Annotated in this window: 12 protein-coding genes; 4 read left to right on the forward strand and 8 right to left on the reverse strand. The window is 70.6% G+C overall.

What is annotated here, in order from left to right:
- Window positions 1-131: 131 nt before the first annotated feature.
- Both ACFVHO_RS35660 and ACFVHO_RS35665 read right to left on the reverse strand, forming a co-directional pair.
- The gene (locus tag ACFVHO_RS35660) at window positions 132-2741 is read right to left on the reverse strand and encodes an ABC transporter permease/substrate binding protein (protein WP_385724155.1); all 2610 of its coding nucleotides are present in this window, start codon (window positions 2739-2741) and stop codon (window positions 132-134) included.
- A complete protein-coding gene (locus ACFVHO_RS35665) occupies window positions 2734-3843 on the reverse strand; it encodes a glycine betaine/L-proline ABC transporter ATP-binding protein (RefSeq protein ID WP_385724157.1) in 1110 nt (369 codons plus the stop codon). Before ACFVHO_RS35665 ends, ACFVHO_RS35660 begins: the two co-directional genes overlap by 8 nt.
- 248 nt (window positions 3844-4091) lie before the next feature.
- On the opposite strand from ACFVHO_RS35665, the gene ACFVHO_RS35670 reads away from it, so the two are divergent.
- On the forward strand, window positions 4092-5006 hold the full coding sequence (locus ACFVHO_RS35670) for a 5'-3' exonuclease H3TH domain-containing protein (RefSeq protein WP_385724259.1): 915 nt from the start codon (window positions 4092-4094) through the stop codon (window positions 5004-5006).
- 76 nt (window positions 5007-5082) lie between these two features.
- Window positions 5083-5922 carry a siderophore-interacting protein gene (locus tag ACFVHO_RS35675; RefSeq protein ID WP_385724160.1) on the forward strand — a complete coding sequence of 280 codons (840 nt, stop codon included), beginning with the start codon at window positions 5083-5085 and terminating at the stop codon, window positions 5920-5922.
- A 334-nt stretch (window positions 5923-6256) separates the two neighbouring features.
- Here the strand turns inward: ACFVHO_RS35675 and ACFVHO_RS35680 are convergent, their stop codons facing one another.
- A complete protein-coding gene (locus tag ACFVHO_RS35680; protein ID WP_385724163.1) occupies window positions 6257-6859 on the reverse strand; it encodes a GNAT family N-acetyltransferase in 603 nt (200 codons plus the stop codon).
- A gap of 98 nt (window positions 6860-6957) precedes the next feature.
- Here ACFVHO_RS35680 and ACFVHO_RS35685 point away from each other — a divergent pair, with 98 nt between their 5' ends.
- Window positions 6958-7929 (forward strand): RluA family pseudouridine synthase, encoded by a 972-nt coding sequence (locus ACFVHO_RS35685; RefSeq protein ID WP_385724166.1) that lies wholly within the window; start codon window positions 6958-6960, stop codon window positions 7927-7929.
- On the opposite strand, the gene ACFVHO_RS35690 is transcribed toward ACFVHO_RS35685, so the two are convergent.
- The 5 genes from ACFVHO_RS35690 to ACFVHO_RS35710 all read right to left on the reverse strand — a co-directional run bounded on the left by ACFVHO_RS35690 (window position 7923) and on the right by ACFVHO_RS35710 (window position 12609).
- Complete coding sequence (locus tag ACFVHO_RS35690) at window positions 7923-9452, reverse strand: cytochrome P450 (protein ID WP_385724169.1); 1530 nt, start codon at window positions 9450-9452, stop codon at window positions 7923-7925. The genes ACFVHO_RS35685 and ACFVHO_RS35690 overlap by 7 nt on opposite strands.
- A 104-nt stretch (window positions 9453-9556) precedes the next feature.
- Window positions 9557-10186 (reverse strand): ATP/GTP-binding protein, encoded by a 630-nt coding sequence (locus ACFVHO_RS35695; RefSeq protein WP_385724172.1) that lies wholly within the window; start codon window positions 10184-10186, stop codon window positions 9557-9559.
- On the reverse strand, window positions 10167-10577 hold the full coding sequence (locus ACFVHO_RS35700) for a DUF742 domain-containing protein (RefSeq protein WP_385724175.1): 411 nt from the start codon (window positions 10575-10577) through the stop codon (window positions 10167-10169). The genes ACFVHO_RS35695 and ACFVHO_RS35700 overlap by 20 nt, the downstream gene beginning before the upstream one ends.
- The gene (locus ACFVHO_RS35705) at window positions 10574-10981 is read right to left on the reverse strand and encodes a roadblock/LC7 domain-containing protein (RefSeq protein WP_385724178.1); all 408 of its coding nucleotides are present in this window, start codon (window positions 10979-10981) and stop codon (window positions 10574-10576) included. Before ACFVHO_RS35705 ends, ACFVHO_RS35700 begins: the two co-directional genes overlap by 4 nt.
- A complete protein-coding gene (locus ACFVHO_RS35710) occupies window positions 10978-12609 on the reverse strand; it encodes an ATP-binding protein (RefSeq protein WP_385724180.1) in 1632 nt (543 codons plus the stop codon). The genes ACFVHO_RS35705 and ACFVHO_RS35710 overlap by 4 nt, the downstream gene beginning before the upstream one ends.
- A 508-nt stretch (window positions 12610-13117) precedes the next feature.
- On the opposite strand from ACFVHO_RS35710, the gene ACFVHO_RS35715 reads away from it, so the two are divergent.
- On the forward strand, window positions 13118-14785 hold the full coding sequence (locus tag ACFVHO_RS35715) for an IS1182 family transposase (RefSeq protein ID WP_385724183.1): 1668 nt from the start codon (window positions 13118-13120) through the stop codon (window positions 14783-14785).
- Window positions 14786-14789 lie beyond the last annotated feature (4 nt).

Raw genomic sequence — 14789 nt, forward strand, 5'->3', positions numbered from 1 at the left:
TCCCCCTACAACCGCACACCCCCCGGCCGCGCGACGGCGGCGGTGCGCGGGGCAGGCCCCCGTAACGCCGCGTGCGGTGGGCCCCGCGGTGGGGCGGCACCCACCCCTCGGGGGACGGTGAAGGCCGTGGCCTACTGCACGGCCGTCATCTTCTCCTCGAAGCCCGGGTTCTTCTTCAACCAGGCGTCGACGGCCTTGGGCTCGTTGTTCTTGCCCGCCTTGTTGATCTCGTTCTCCAGGGAGCCCAGCTGCCCCTCGCTCATCTTGAAGTTCTTGAGCCACTTCGTGAGCTGCGGGTACTGCTCGGGGAAGTCCTTGCTGGAGAGCGTGCGGATCGTGTTGCCCTTGCCGAAGCCGCCCTTGGGGTCCTTCAGCTTGGTGAGGTCGTACTCGCTGTACGCCCAGTGCGGCGACCAGAGCAGGACCGCTACCGGCTCCTTCTTGGCGTACGCGGACTTCAGCTCGGAGAGCATCGCGGGGGTCGAGCCCGCGGCGATCTCGTACTCGTCCTCGAGGCCGTACCCCGGCAGGACCTTGTCCTTGAGCGCCTGCATCACGCCGGTGCCCGGCTCGATGCCGATGATCTTGCCGTTGAACTTGCCGCCCTTGCCCTTGAGGTCCTCCAGGGACTTCACGTCCTTGACGTAGGACGGGACGGCGACCTCCAGGGACGTCGGGCTGTACCAGGAGCCGAGGTCCTTGAGGTTGGCCTTGTTCTTGTCCCAGTACTGCTTCTGGGCCGTCGGCAGCCAGGCGTCGAGGTTGAGGTCGAGGTCGCCCTGCGCGAGACCGGTGTAGGCGGGGCCCACGTCGGCCGGGGTCAGCTCCATCTTGTAGCCGCGCTTCTCCAGGACGCGCTTCCACAGCTGGGTGACGGCGATGTTCTCGTCCCAGGCGAAGTACGCGGCCTTCAGCGGACGCTTGTTCTCGTCACCGCCGGAGTTCTTCGGCAGGGGCGCCATCTTGTCGAGGACGCCCGGGTTCTTCTTCAGCCAGGTGCGGACGGCTTCCTGCTGCTTGCCCTTGCCCGCCTTGTTGATCTCGGCCTCAAGGCTGGTGAGCTGCTTCTCGCTCATCTTGAAGTCCTTGAGCCACTTGCCGACCTGCGGGTTCTCCTTCGAGAAGCCCTTGCGCGCCAGCGTGTGCACCCCGTCGCCCTTGCCCCAGGCACCCTTCGGGTCCTTGAGCTTCTTCAGCTTGAAGTCGCTGTACGCCCAGTGCGGCGACCACAGGGTGGTGACGATCGGCTCCTTCTTGGCGTACGCCGACTTCAGCTCGGCGAGCATCGCGGGCGTCGAGCCGTCGACGACCTTGTACTCCTTCTTGAGGCCGTACGCGTCGAGCACCTTGTCCTTGAGCAGACCCATCATTCCGGCGCTGGTCTCGATGCCGGTGATCTTGCCGTCGAACGTGCCGCCCTTGCCCTTGAGGTCCTCGAGGGAGTTGATGTCCTTCATGTACGCGGGCACGGTCAGCTCAAGGGACGTGGGGCCGAACCAGGAGCCCAGGTCCTCCAGGTCCTTGCCGTACTTCTTCCAGTACGAGGCGTGCGTCGTCGGCAGCCAGGAGTCGGTCTGGAAGTCGATGTCGCCCTGCGCCAGGGAGGTGTACAGCGGACCGGCCTCCAGCTGGCTGGTGCTCACCTTGAAGCCGCGCTGCTCCAGCGCCTCCTTCCAGAGGAAGGTGGAGGCGATGCCCTCGTCCCAGGGGATGTAGCCGATCTTGACTTCCTTGCCCTGGCCGACGTTCTCGGAGTCGGCCACGGATTCGGAGTCGCTGTCGCCGAAGATGCCCATGCCGCCCGCGACGAGCGCGAGGGCGACGACGCCAGCCATCGCGACGACCGGCCGGGGGCGGTAGTTCCACACGTTCAGGCCCTGCGCGGCGCGCAGCTTGGCGAGCGCGCGGCGGCCCAGCGGGGAGACCTGGCCGCCCAGGCCGCTGGTGACGCGGTCCAGGTAGATGGCGAGGATCACGATGGAGATGCCCGCCTCCGCGCCGAGGCCGACGTCGAGCTGGCCGATGGCGGCGTTGACGTCGGCGCCGAGACCCGGGGTGCCGACCATGCCGGTCAGGGCCGCCATGGAGAGGCCGAGCATGATGACCTGGTTGACACCGGCCATGATCGTCGGCAGGGCGAGCGGGAGCTGGACCCGGAAGAGGGTGTTGCGGGGCGTGGTGCCGAACGCGTCGGCCGCCTCGACCAGCTCCTTGTCGACCTGGCGGATGCCCAGCTCCGTCATGCGCACGCCGGGGGCGAGCGCGAAGACGATCGTGGCGACGATGCCCGCGGGGGCGCCCATCCGGAAGAACAGCAGCGCCGGGATGAGGTAGATCATCGCGGGCAGCGTCTGCATCAGGTCGAGGACCGGCCTGACGATGCCGCTGACCGTCTTGGAGCGCGCCGCCCAGATGCCCACGGGCACGGCTATGACCAGCGCCACGAAGGTCGAGACGAGCACCAGGGACAGCGTCATCATCGCGTTGTCCCACAACTCCAGGGACACGATGAACGCGAAGCCGGCGAAGGCGAGCACACCGCCGAGCAGGCCGCGCAGCCAGAAGGCGATGACGGCGAGGATGCCCGCCATCAGGAGCGGCTCGGGCCCGGAGAGGACGTCGTAGACGCCGTCCCACATGTTCTGGAAGAGCGTCTTGATGAAGTCGAACAGCCAGTCCATGTGGGTTCTGGACCATTCGACCGCGTCATTGACCCAGTCGCCGAAGGGAATCCTAGGCACCGCTGCTCACCTTGCCCACGTTCTTGCCGCCGTTGTCCTTGGCCTGCTCCACGGGGACGACCACGTCCTGCGGCTCCGCCGGCGCGGGCTCCCCGAGCACGGCGAGCAGCCGCGCCCGCGGCACGACGCCGACGAGCTTGCCGTCGGCGTCGGTCACGGCGACCGCCACGCCGCTGGTGGAGCAGGGCGTGAACAGCTCGATGATCGGGGTGTCCTCGGTGACCGTCGCGGGGGCGTCGGCCCGGACGAAGTCCTTGTCGGGGTCGGCCATGATGGCGCCCGCGGTCAGCACCCGGGAGCGGTCGACGTCCTGCGTGAACGAGGCGACGTAGTCGTTGGCCGGGGTGACGAGGATGTCCTCGGACGTGCCGATCTGGACGATGCGGCCGTCGCGCATGACGGCGATCTGATCGCCGAGGCGCATGGCCTCGTTCAGATCGTGGGTGATGAAGACGATGGTCTTCTTCAGGCGCTTCTGCAGCTCCAGGAGCTGGTCCTGCATGTCGCGGCGGATCAGCGGGTCGAGCGCGCTGAACGACTCGTCCATGAGCAGCAGGTCGGCGTCCGTGGCGAGCGCGCGGGCCAGGCCCACGCGCTGCTGCATGCCGCCGGACAGCTCGTCGGGCCAGGACTTCTCCCAGCCCTTGAGCCCGGCGAGCTCGAGCGCCTCCAGGGCCCGCTTCTCGCGCTCGGCACGCGGCACGCCCTGCACTTCGAGGCCGTACGCGGCGTTCTCGAGGACGCTGCGGTGCGGGAACAGGGCGAAGTGCTGGAAGACCATGCTGATCTTCTTGGAGCGCACCTCGCGCAGTTCGCGCGCGCTGAGCTTGGTCAGGTCCTGCCCGTCGAAGAGCACCTGCCCGGCCGTCGGCTCCGAAAGTCCGTTGAGCATGCGCAGCAACGTGGACTTGCCGGAACCGGAGAGACCCATGACGACGAAGATCTGGCCCGGTTCGACGGTGAAGGACGCGTCGATCACCGCGGCGGTGGTTCCCTTCGCGCGCAGCTCTTCACGGTCGGTTCCGTGGCGGAGTTTCTCCACCGCGTCATCGGGTCGTCTGCCGAACACCTTGTACAGGTGCTCGGCTTGCAGCCTGGACACATACACCTCTCGGGTTGAACCAAGACGGCCCGCCTCCCCCGCCGGCGGGCCGTGGAGCGACGCGGGTCTGCCCGCTTGCCCGTCAAGAAGTTGAAAACTCGACCGGGTTCGCTCCGCGTGCGCGCCTTCCCACGCTTACAGGAGCCAAACGCAAGAGTGTCTCAGGTCACATTCGCGACTGTTCTTCGACCGCTCCTGTCAGTGCGGTGCGGCATGATGCGCTCGTGACTCAAGCAACGCGGCGGCTGATGCTGCTCGACACGGCGTCCTTGTACTTCCGGGCCTACTTCGGGGTCCCCGAGTCCGTGCGGGCCCCGGACGGCACTCCGGTGAACGCGGTGCGCGGCCTGCTCGACTTCATCACCCGCCTCGTCCAGGACCACCACCCCGACGACCTGGTCGCCTGCATGGACGCCGACTGGCGCCCGCACTGGCGGGTGGAGCTCATCCCCTCGTACAAGGCGCACCGCGTGGCCGAGGAGGCCCCGGCGGGCACCCCGGACCCGGACGCCGAGGAGATCCCCGACACCCTCTCCCCCCAGGTCCCCGTCATCGAGGACGTCCTGGACGCCCTCGGCATCGCCCGCGTGGGCGTGGCGGCATACGAGGCCGACGACGTGATCGGCACGTACGCGGCGCGGGCCACGGGCCCGGTCGACATCATCACCGGCGACCGCGACCTGTACCAGCTCGTGGACGACGCCCGCGGCATCCGCGTCCTCTACCCCTTGAAGGGAGTGGGCACCCTTCAGGTGACCGACGAGGCGTGGCTGCGCGAGAAGTACGGCGTGGACGGCTCCGGCTATGTGGATCTCGCCCTGCTGCGCGGCGACCCGAGCGACGGGCTTCCCGGGGTGCCCGGCATCGGCGAGAAGACCGCGGCCAAGCTGCTCGACGCCTTCGGCGACCTGGCCGGGATCATGGCGGCGGTCGACGACCCCCGGTCCAAGCTCACGCCGTCGCAGCGCAAGCGCCTGGACGAGTCCCGCGCCTATGTGGCGGTGGCCCCGAAGGTGGTCCGGGTCGCGAGCGACGTGCCGCTGCCGGACGTCGACCTGGCGCTGCCGCGCGAGCCGCGCGATCCGGCCGCCCTGGAGGAGCTGGCGGCCCGCTGGGGGCTCGGCGGGGCCGTGCACCGGCTCCTGTCGGTGCTGCCGCGGTGACCTTTCCCCATGCCCCGGACGGAATGCTAAGTTAGGCTTACCTAACCAATAGCGTTTCAGGGGAAGGCCGACCGCCATGGCAGAGCGACCCGCACGCAGGACTCCCAAGCCCCACATCGCGCAGGTCGTGCGCGCCGAGCAGCTGACGCCACACATGCGGCGCGTGGTCGTCGGCGGCGAGGGTCTTGCGGAGTTCACGGCCGGGGACTGCACGGACCACTACGTGAAACTGCTCTTCGCGCCCGACGGCGTGACGTACCCCGAGCCCTTCGACATCCAGCGGATCCGCGAGGAACTGCCGCGCGAGCAGTGGCCGGTGACCCGTACGTACACGGTGCGCTGGTGGGACCCCAAGGCCCGCGAGCTCGCCCTCGACTTCGTCATCCACGGCGACGAGGGCCTCGCCGGGCCGTGGGCGCGGAGCGTCCAGCCGGGCGAGACGGTCCGCATGCTCGGCCCCGGCGGCGGCTACGCCCCGGACCCCACCGCCGACTGGCATCTGATCGCCGGTGACGAGAGCGCCCTGCCCGCCATCGCCGCCGCCCTGGAGTCCCTGCCCGAGGGCGCCGACGTGCGCGCGTTCGTGGAGGTCGAGGGCCCCGAGGAGGAGCAGCAGATCGACACGCACGCCGAGGTCGTCTGGCTACACCGGGGCGGTCGCCCCGTCGGCCAGGCCCTGGTCGAGGCGGTCCGCGCGCTCGACTTCCCCGCCGGTGACGTGCAGGCCTTCGTGCACGGCGAGGCGGGCTTCGTGAAGGAGCTGCGCCGCGTCCTGCGCGTCGACCACCAGGTCCCGCGCGAGCGCCTCTCCGTCTCCGGCTACTGGCGCCTCGGCCACAACGAGGACGGCTGGCAGGCGTCGAAGCCGGAGTGGAACGCGCAGGTGGAGGCGGAGCAGGAGCAGACGGCGGCGTAGGAACCGCGCCGGCACGCGGTTCCGGTGCGCGGTGCCGCCCGTAGGCGGTGCCGTCGCGCGACGCCGGAGGAGGGCGGTCACCTCGAGCGGGGGTGGCCGCCCTTCCGCGCGTACTCCGGCCGGGGGCAACCGCCCGCGGACACGCGCCCACGTCGGGGGCAACCGCCCGAAGGTGCGCACCCCGGTCGGGGGGAACTGCCCGCAGACACGCGCCCCGTCGGGGACAGCCGCCCCCCTCAGACACGCACCCCCGTCACGGACAGCCCTCCCCAGACACGCACCCCGCTCCGGGACACCCCACCCGCACGTGCCCGGCCCGCCGGACGCGCTCCCGTCACCCAGCCGCCGCCTCCGCCCCGTCCCCCCTGATCCGCGCGTGCAGATGCATGTCGTGCCAGCCGTCCTCATGCAGCACCGCGCTCCGCTTCGTGCCCTCCGGTGCGAAGCCGGTCTTGAGGGCCACGCGGCACGACGCCTCGTTGGCCGTGGCGTGGGTGAGTTCCAGGCGGTGCAGGCCGACCACGTTCAGCGCCCAGTCGGCGAGGGCGGTCACCGCGCGGGGCGCGACGCCGCGGCCGCGGGCACGGGGCAGCGTCCAATAGGCCATCTCCGCCTGGCCGTCGGAGAAGATGATCTCCCGCAGGGCGACCCGGCCCGCCACCTCGTCGGTGGCCGAGTCCACGACCGCCCAGGTGGCGGTGCGCTCCTCCGCCCAGTCCGCCCGCCAGCCCACGATCCACTCGCGGGCCTCGTCCTCGGAGTCGGCCACGCGCGCGTGCCACCGCTGCAGCACCGGGTCCTGGAACGCCTCGTACACGGCGGGCGCGTCCGCGGGCGCCCAGGGGCGCAGCAGCAGTCCGCCGACGGCGGGAAGGGTCGGTTGTGCCTGGCCCGCGAAGGTGCCGGCCTCCACCACGTTCGGGATCTTGTAGGGCATGCCGTCATCGTGCAGCGCGGCCGCCGCACAGGACAGCGATTTTCGGCGCCGGGCGCGCGACCGCCCCGCCGTCACCGCGCCACGTACGCTTGCCCGGTGTGACCCGCAGACGCCGCACTCCGCCCGCTCCCCTGCCGCAGCGCGACGGCGTCGACCCCGTGCGGGTGCGGCTGCCGGACGGCGTGGCGTGGACGACCGTACGGGACCATCTCGTCGACCGGCTCTCGGCGCCGCCCGGCGTGATCGACGCGATGCTGAGCGAAGGCCGGGTCGTCGGCGCCGACGGCGGCCCTGTGGCACCGGACGCGCCGTACGCCCCGGGCGTGTACCTGTGGTTCCACCGGGATCTGCCCGACGAGCCGCGCGTGCCCGACGCCATCGACGTCGTGTACCGCGACGAGCACATCGTCGTCGCCGACAAGCCGCACTTCCTCGCCACCATGCCGCGCGGCAGCCACATCGCGGAGACCGCCCTCGCCCGGCTGCGCGCACAGCTCGACGTCCCGGCGCTCGGCGCCGCCCACCGCCTGGACCGGCTCACCGCGGGGCTGCTCCTGTTCACGGTGCGCCCCGAGGAACGCGGCGCCTACCAGACCCTGTTCAGCGACCGCCGGGTGCACAAGGAGTACGAGGCCGTGGCCGCGTACGACCCGGAGGTGCCCCTGCCCCGCACCGTGCGCAGCCACATCGTCAAGGAGCGGGGCGTCCTCGCGGCCTACGAGGTCCCGGACGCGGAGCCGAACAGCGAGAGCCGTGTCGAACTCGTCGAGCACGACGGCCGCCTGGGGCGCTACCGGCTGCTCCCGCACACCGGCCGCACCCACCAGCTCCGCGTCCACATGAACGCCCTCGGCCTGCCCATCCTGGGCGACCCGCTCTACCCCGAGGTGCGCCCGCCGGTGGCGCCGGACGACTTCCGGCGCCCCCTGCAACTCCTCGCCCGGGTCCTGGAGTTCACCGACCCCGTGACGGGCGCGGCACACCGCTTCGAGAGCGGGCGCTCCCTGGGCGCCTGGTCCGCGTACGACGTGTGGGCCGGGCGGGCGCAGGACCTGCCGCGGGCTCAGTAACCCCGCCACCACTCCAGGAAGCGGCGCCACGCGCCCTTGCGCCGGACCGGCGCGGCCGAGGGCTCCGGGGCCGGGGCCGCGGGAGCGACCGGCTGCGGCAGGGCGGCCGGTGCCTCGGCCGGTCGGGGCGCCGGGGACGTCACCTCCCAGTTCTTGCGCGGCGTCGGCACATGGGACATCGGCCGGGCCTTGACGTCCTGCGGCGGCCGCTTCTCGAACTGCACCGGCAGCGACACCAGATGCCGCGACAGGATCGACGAGCGCCAGCTCAACTCCCGCTCGTCCACGGAGAGTTCCACGTCGGGCAGCCGCATGAGCAGCGCGTCCACGCCGGTGTCGGCAATGGCGCGCCCGATGTCCTGGCCGGGGCACTCGTGCACCCCGCTGCCGAAGGCGAGGTGGGAGCGGTTGCCCTGCATGTTCGCGGACAGGTCGGGGCGGACGACGGGGTCGACGTTCCCGGGCGCGATCCCGAGCATCAGTCCGTCGCCCGCCTTGATCTCCTGCCCGCCGAGCTGGGTGTCCTGCTTGGCGAAGTAGCCGACCATGGCACTGAACGGCGGCTCGTCCCACAGCGACTGCTCGACCGCCTCGGGCACGGTCATCTGGCCGCCGCTGAGCTGGGCGCGGAAGCGCGGGTCGGTGAGCACCATCCGCAGCACGTTCGCGATGAGGTTCGCCGTGGCCTCGTACGCGGCGATCAGGACCAGGCGCAGGTGCGCGGCGACCTCGTCGTCGGTGAGCTGCTCGGGCTGGGCGATCAGGGCGCTGGTGAAGTCCTCCTCGGGCTGGGCGCGGCGGCGCTCCGTGTGCCGGGTGAGGGCCTCCATCACGTACGCGTTGCTCTCGATGGCGGTCGCGGTGCCCTTGATCATGTCGCGGGCGGCCTGGACCATGCGCTCGCTGTAGTCCTCGGGCATGCCGAGGACGTGCAGCATCACCATCATCGGCAGGTGCTCGGCGAACTGGCCGACCAGGTCGGCCTCGCCGGTCTCGCAGATGTCGTTGAGGAGCTGGTTGCTGTAGCGGTTGATGTGACGGCGGATGCCGCGGTGGTCGAGGCCCGCCATGGCGCCGTTGACCGCGCCGCGCAGCCGCTGGTGCTCGGCGCCCTCGGCGAAGGTGCACATCGGCTGCCAGGTGAAGACGGGCGCGAGCGGGTTGTCGGGGCCCGCCGTGCCGTCCTTGACCGCGGTCCAGATGCGGGAGTCGCGGGTGTACTGGGACGGCGTGCGGACCATGTGCAGGTTCTCGCTGTGGCCGAGCACCGCCCAGAGGCGGACGTCGTTGTGGATCAGCGCCGGGGCCACCGCGCCGTGTTCGGCGCGCAGCTTCTCGTAGACGCCCGCGAGGTCCTGGTCCGCCTCGGGGCCGTACAGGCGGCGCAGTCCGTCGCGGCCGAAGCCGGAGGACTGGTGGGCGGGGCAACCGGGGGGCGGGGCGGCGGCGGGATCGATGCCGGGGCTCGATGCGGAGGACGGGGAGGACGGGGAGGATGGGGAGTGCCGGGAAGGGGTCGTCACGGTGGTGGCTCCGGGGTCGTGAAGGTTCCGGGAGGGGATGGGGTCCGGGGTGGTAGGGGCCCGGGGTGGTGCGGGGTCCGGGTGTGCGGGTTGCGGTGGTGGGCTCAGGCCCTGGCCACGGCGAGGGAGTGCAGATAGCGCATGAGCGTCATCAGGGTGTCCCTGCTGGAGACCCGGTGCCGGGCGTCGCAGTGCACGATCGGCACGCCCTGCTCCAGGTCGAGCGCTCTGCGCAGGGCGTCCATCGGGTGCCGCGGCGCGTCCGGGAAGTCGTTGACGGCGATGATGAAGGGCACGCCCTTCTCCTCCAGGCGTCCGATCACGTCGAAGCTGACCTGCAGGCGGCGGGTGTCGATCAGGACGACGGCGCCGAGCGCACCCTCGAAGAGGCCGTTCCACAGGAACCAGAACCGCTCCTGGCCCGGGGTGCCGAACAGATAGAGCACCAGCTCTTCGGAGATGCTGATCCGGCCGAAGTCCATCGCGACGGTCGTGGCGGTCTTGGTCTCGGAGCCGTAGTTGTCGTCGACGCCGATGCCGGCCTGCGTCATGGTCTCTTCGGTGGTCAGCGGACGGATCTCGCTGACCGAGCCCACCATCGTCGTCTTGCCGACTCCGAACCCGCCCACGATGACGACCTTCACGGCGGCCGTGGCCGTGGCGGGCAGGACGTCCTGCGCGCGGGGGCCGGTGATCGCGCCGGAGGTGAGCGTGTCAGAGCTTTTGAAGTCCATGCATCACCGCTTCGAGAAGGGAACGGTCGGGGAGCGCGGAGCGCACGATGGGCGCGCGCGCCAGCACTAAGTCCGCCGCGAGCATGTCCGTCAGGACCACGGTCACCACGCTGAACGGCAGGGCCATGTAGGCCGACAGCTCCGCGACGGACAGCGGCGTCCGGCACAGCCGCACCACGGCGGACTGTTCGGGCTGTGCCGTCGGGGAGGGATCGCCTTTGGCGACGATCAGCGTGACCAGGTCGAGCGGTGCCCGTTCGGAGTCCTCGCCGGTGAGGATGTAGAGCCGCTCGGGGTTCTCGGGGCTGCGGCGTTCACGTCGGACTGGCACCTCCGCCTGGAAGCGGGCATCGGGTTCATCGCCTTGCGGGGGGTGTAGCGGATGAGTCATACGGCCTGCCCGTCTCGCCGCGGCGGGCTCGTGAGGTGTGCGCCGATGCGCACGACCAGGTCCCGCATGCGGTTGCCGATGAGTCCGGCGTCGACGGTCTCCTCGGCGAGCACGGCGAGGTAGGCCCCGGCGCCCGCGGCCATCATGTAGAAGTAGCCGCCGTTGACCTCGATGATGACCATCCGCATCTTGCCGTCGCTCTCCGGGATCTCGGTGGCCACGGCGGCGGCGAGGCTCTGCAGCCCCGCGCAGGCGGCCGCGAGTCGGTCGGCGCCGTCCGGGTCGCCGCCGTGGCGCGCGATGCGCAGCCCGTCGGCGGAGAGCACCACGATCTGCCGGGTGCCGTGGACGCCGTCGGCGAGTTCCTTGAGCATCCAGTCGAAGTTGGCCCGCTGCTGGATCACTTCCAGCCCCCCTCATCGGCGTTGTCGGTGCTGCCGTGGTCGTTCTGGTCGCGGACCTGTCGCTGGGCCGCCGGGTCGCCGGGGCGGTCGCCCGCGGTCGGGTCCTCGCCGTTGACGCCCTTCATGAAGGCCTCGATCCACAGACCGGGTTCCTTCTCTTCCTTCGGGCCGGGCGGCGGAGGTGGCGGTGGGGCGGCTGCCATGGCCGCCTCGGCCCGGCGCTGGACCTCGGCCTCCTGCGCGTAGCGTTCGCTGAGCGACATCTTGACGCGACTCCTGCGCTGCGGAAGGCCGTTGGCCGTCCACTCGGTGACTTCGGGGATCTCGTCCTCCATGGACGCCGTGAGCGGCATGGAGGGGCGCGGCACCGTGGTGACCTTGCGCGGCTTCTTGCGGCGGATGTCGCGGGCCTCTTCGATGATCGTGCCGTCGGCGTTCACGCGCGGCACGGCGGAGGCGCCGATGCCGTGCGCGAGCCCCGGCGCGGCCCCGGCGGTGATCATCTCGCGCGGCACGATGAGGACGGCGCGCACGCCGCCGTACGCGGACTGCCGCAGCGACACCTGAAGGTTGTACATCTGCGAGAGCCGGCCGACGACGGCCATGCCGAGGCGGGGCGTCTCACCGAGGTCGTTGAGGTCCATGCCCTGCTGGGCCTTCTCCAGCATCCGCTCGGCCCGCAAGCGGGCCTCCTCGCTGAGGCTGACACCGCCGTCCTCGATCTCCACGGCGATGCCCGTCTGCACCTCGACCGCGGTGACGTGCACCCGGGTCTGCGGCGGCGAGTAGCGCGTGGCGTTGTCGAGGAGTTCGGCGCAGGCGTGGATCAGCGGCTCCACCTTGGTGCCGTGGATGGCGACCTTGGCGATGGAGTGCAGGTCGACACGCTGGTACTCCAGGATCCGGGACATGGCGCCGCGCAACACGCTGAACAGCGGTACGGGCTTGGGCCACTGGCGTCCGGGGCGGGCGCCGCCGAGCACCGTGATCGAGTCGGCGAGGCGGCCGATGAGGGCCGTGCCGTGGTCGATGCGCAGCAGGTCGTCGAAGACCTCCGGGTTGCGGCCGTGGAACTCCTCCATGTCGCGCAGTTCCGCGGCCTGCTGGTGGACGATGGACTGCACGCGGCGCGCGATGTTGACGAAGGCCCGCTGGGAGTTCTCCCGCATGGCCTCCTCGCGGTCGAGGATGTCCAGGATGGAGCGCAGCAGGATGCGCTGGGCCTGCGGCAGCCGGCAGTTGGTCTCGTCGCCGTCGATGACGTGCCGGATAACCTCGGAGGGCGCCTCGCCCTGCCGGACCCGGTAGAGGGTCTCCGGCAGCAGGTCGCGGCCGAGGCGGATGGTGTCCTCGTCGTGGGTCTCGATGCGGCGCTGGAGGTGGGCGGTCTGCTTCGCGTGGCTCCGGTGCAGGTCCCGGATGACGCGGCCGCGTCGGGCGGCCTCGGCGCCGACGGCGACGACCACGAGCGTGGCGATGGCGCCGCAGAAGCCGACCGCGATCCGGGCCGGTTCGGGCACCGCGGCGACGGCGGCTCCCGTCGCCGCCGCCATGACCATGGCGGGCAGCAACAGCACGCGTGCGTAAGGGACTTCTCGGCCACCGGGAGGCGATTGAACACTCACCATGTATGCCCTCTGAACACTCGTCTTGGGGGAGGAAGTTGGGGAACGGTACGGGGGTGACACTGGTAACGCATGTGATGCATGTGATCGGTGTGGGGGTATAGGGGGGTGTGGGGTTTTCGCGTCTTCCGCCGGGTTCGGCCCCGCGCGGGAAAACGAACTTTCGAATATCTGGGAACAAGCGCGCGAATCCATCGCAACTCGTTCAACTCGCCGCGCTTCGGGCGAGCTTAGTCCGCTCGCATCACGCTGGAGTCATATTCGGCAACCCTCTGCGAGCGCCCGCCGAGGGGCATACACTCAGCTCCATTTGCACGTATGGCGACCGGAGCGCTGCGTGCAGTGACGATCCGGGGGCGCGCACGGCGCGCGGACACCGGCGCGGGCATGAAGAAGGCCCCCACCGGTTTCACCCGGACGCTGTTGGTAAATCCGCGAGGGCCTTCGTGACTACGGCCTGTACGACCCCGTTGGGGTTGTGCAGGGCGTAGTCGTGTTCAGGGGTGGGTTCGTGTCGTTGCGTGGGGTGGGGCTGGCGGAGATCCCGGAGGAGACGGCGCGGGTGGCACGCGCGGTGTTCCCGAAGGGGTGTCTGGCGATGCGGGTGCGGGACACGCTCGGACCGGTTTTTGCCGATGCCCAGTTCGACGAACTGTTCCCGGTCCGGGGGCGTCCGGCGGTGTCGCCGGCCAGGCTGGCGCTGGTGTCGGTATTGCAGTTCGCGGAAGGACTGACCGACCGGCAGGCCGCGCACGCGGTCCGCTCGCGTCTGGACTGGAAGTACGCCCTGTCGCTGGAGCTGACCGATACCGGGTTCGACTTCTCCGTGCTCAGCGAGTTCCGTGGCCGACTGGTCGACGGCGACGCCGGCCGGGAAGTGTTCGACGCGGTGCTGAGGGCGGCCGGTGAGGCGGGCCTGGTCAAGCCGGGCAAGCGGCAGCGAACCGACGCCACCCATGTGCTGGCCGCGACCAGGGACCTGAACCGGCTGGAGTTCGTGGTCGAGACCCTGCGTGCGGCACTGAACCAGCTCGCCGAGGAAGCCGGGGACTGGCTGGTGAGAGTGGCGGCGCCGGAGTGGTTCGACCGCTACTCCGCCCGGCCCGAGGACAGCCGTTTCCCCTCCCGATGGGCCGCCCGCGTCGAGCACGGCGATCAGTGCGGGGCCGACGGCATCGTGGTGCTGGAGGCCCTCCGGTCCCCTGCTGCCCCGCCCGGCCTGCGGAGCTTGCCCGCAGTGGAGTTCCTGCGGCAGACGTGGGTGCAGCAGTTCCACCACGTCAACGGCGCCGTGCGCTGGCGTGAGCCGAAGAACCTTCCGCCCGGCCTGATCCGCTTACGGACCCCGCACGAGCCCGAGGCCAGGACCGGATCGAAGCGGGATCTGGGCTGGTCCGGCTACAAGGTCCACCTCAGCGAGACCTGCGAGCCCGACGCCCCCCACCTGATCACCCATATCCACACCACACCAGCGCCGGTCAACGACGTGGTCGTCCTGGAGGACATCCACACCGCGCTGGCCGAGCGTGGCCTGCTGCCGGACGAACACCTGGTGGACGCCGGATACGTCGATGCCGAACAGATCCACCACGCCCGGCGTGATCACAGCATGGAGCTGGTCGGACCGGTCAAAGCCACCAGCGTGAAGGGGCAGGTGAGCGGTGACTTCTTCGACAACACCCACTTCACCGTTGACTGGGACCAGCGACAGGCCGTCTGTCCCGGCGGCCAGTCCAGTGTTTCGTGGCGAGAAGCCCAGAGCCACCGGGACACCCCGGTCACCCGCGTCCGCTTCGCCGCCCGGCACTGCGGCCCCTGCAAACTGCGGACCTCATGCACCGACGCGCAGACCGGCCGCAATCTGACGCTGCGGCCGCAAGCCGAGCACGACATCCTTCAGCAAGCCCGGATCGAACAGGACAGCGATCGGTGGCGCCACCGCTACGGACACCGTGCTGGCGTCGAGGGCACCATCTCCCAAGGCGTCCAGGCTTTCGGCCTGCGCAGATCCCGCTACCGCGGACTCGCCAAGACCCGACTGCAACACCACTTCACCGGCGCTGCGATCAACCTCGCCCGCCTCGACGCCTGGCTCACCGGCAGACCACTCGCCCGCACCCGCGTCTCACCCTTCGCAGCACTCCGCCCCGCCGGATCAGATCCAGCGGGGCGGAATTAACCAA

Origin of the sequence: Streptomyces sp. NPDC127108, assembly GCF_042677545.1 — a bacterium.
GTDB lineage: Bacteria > Actinomycetota > Actinomycetes > Streptomycetales > Streptomycetaceae > Streptomyces.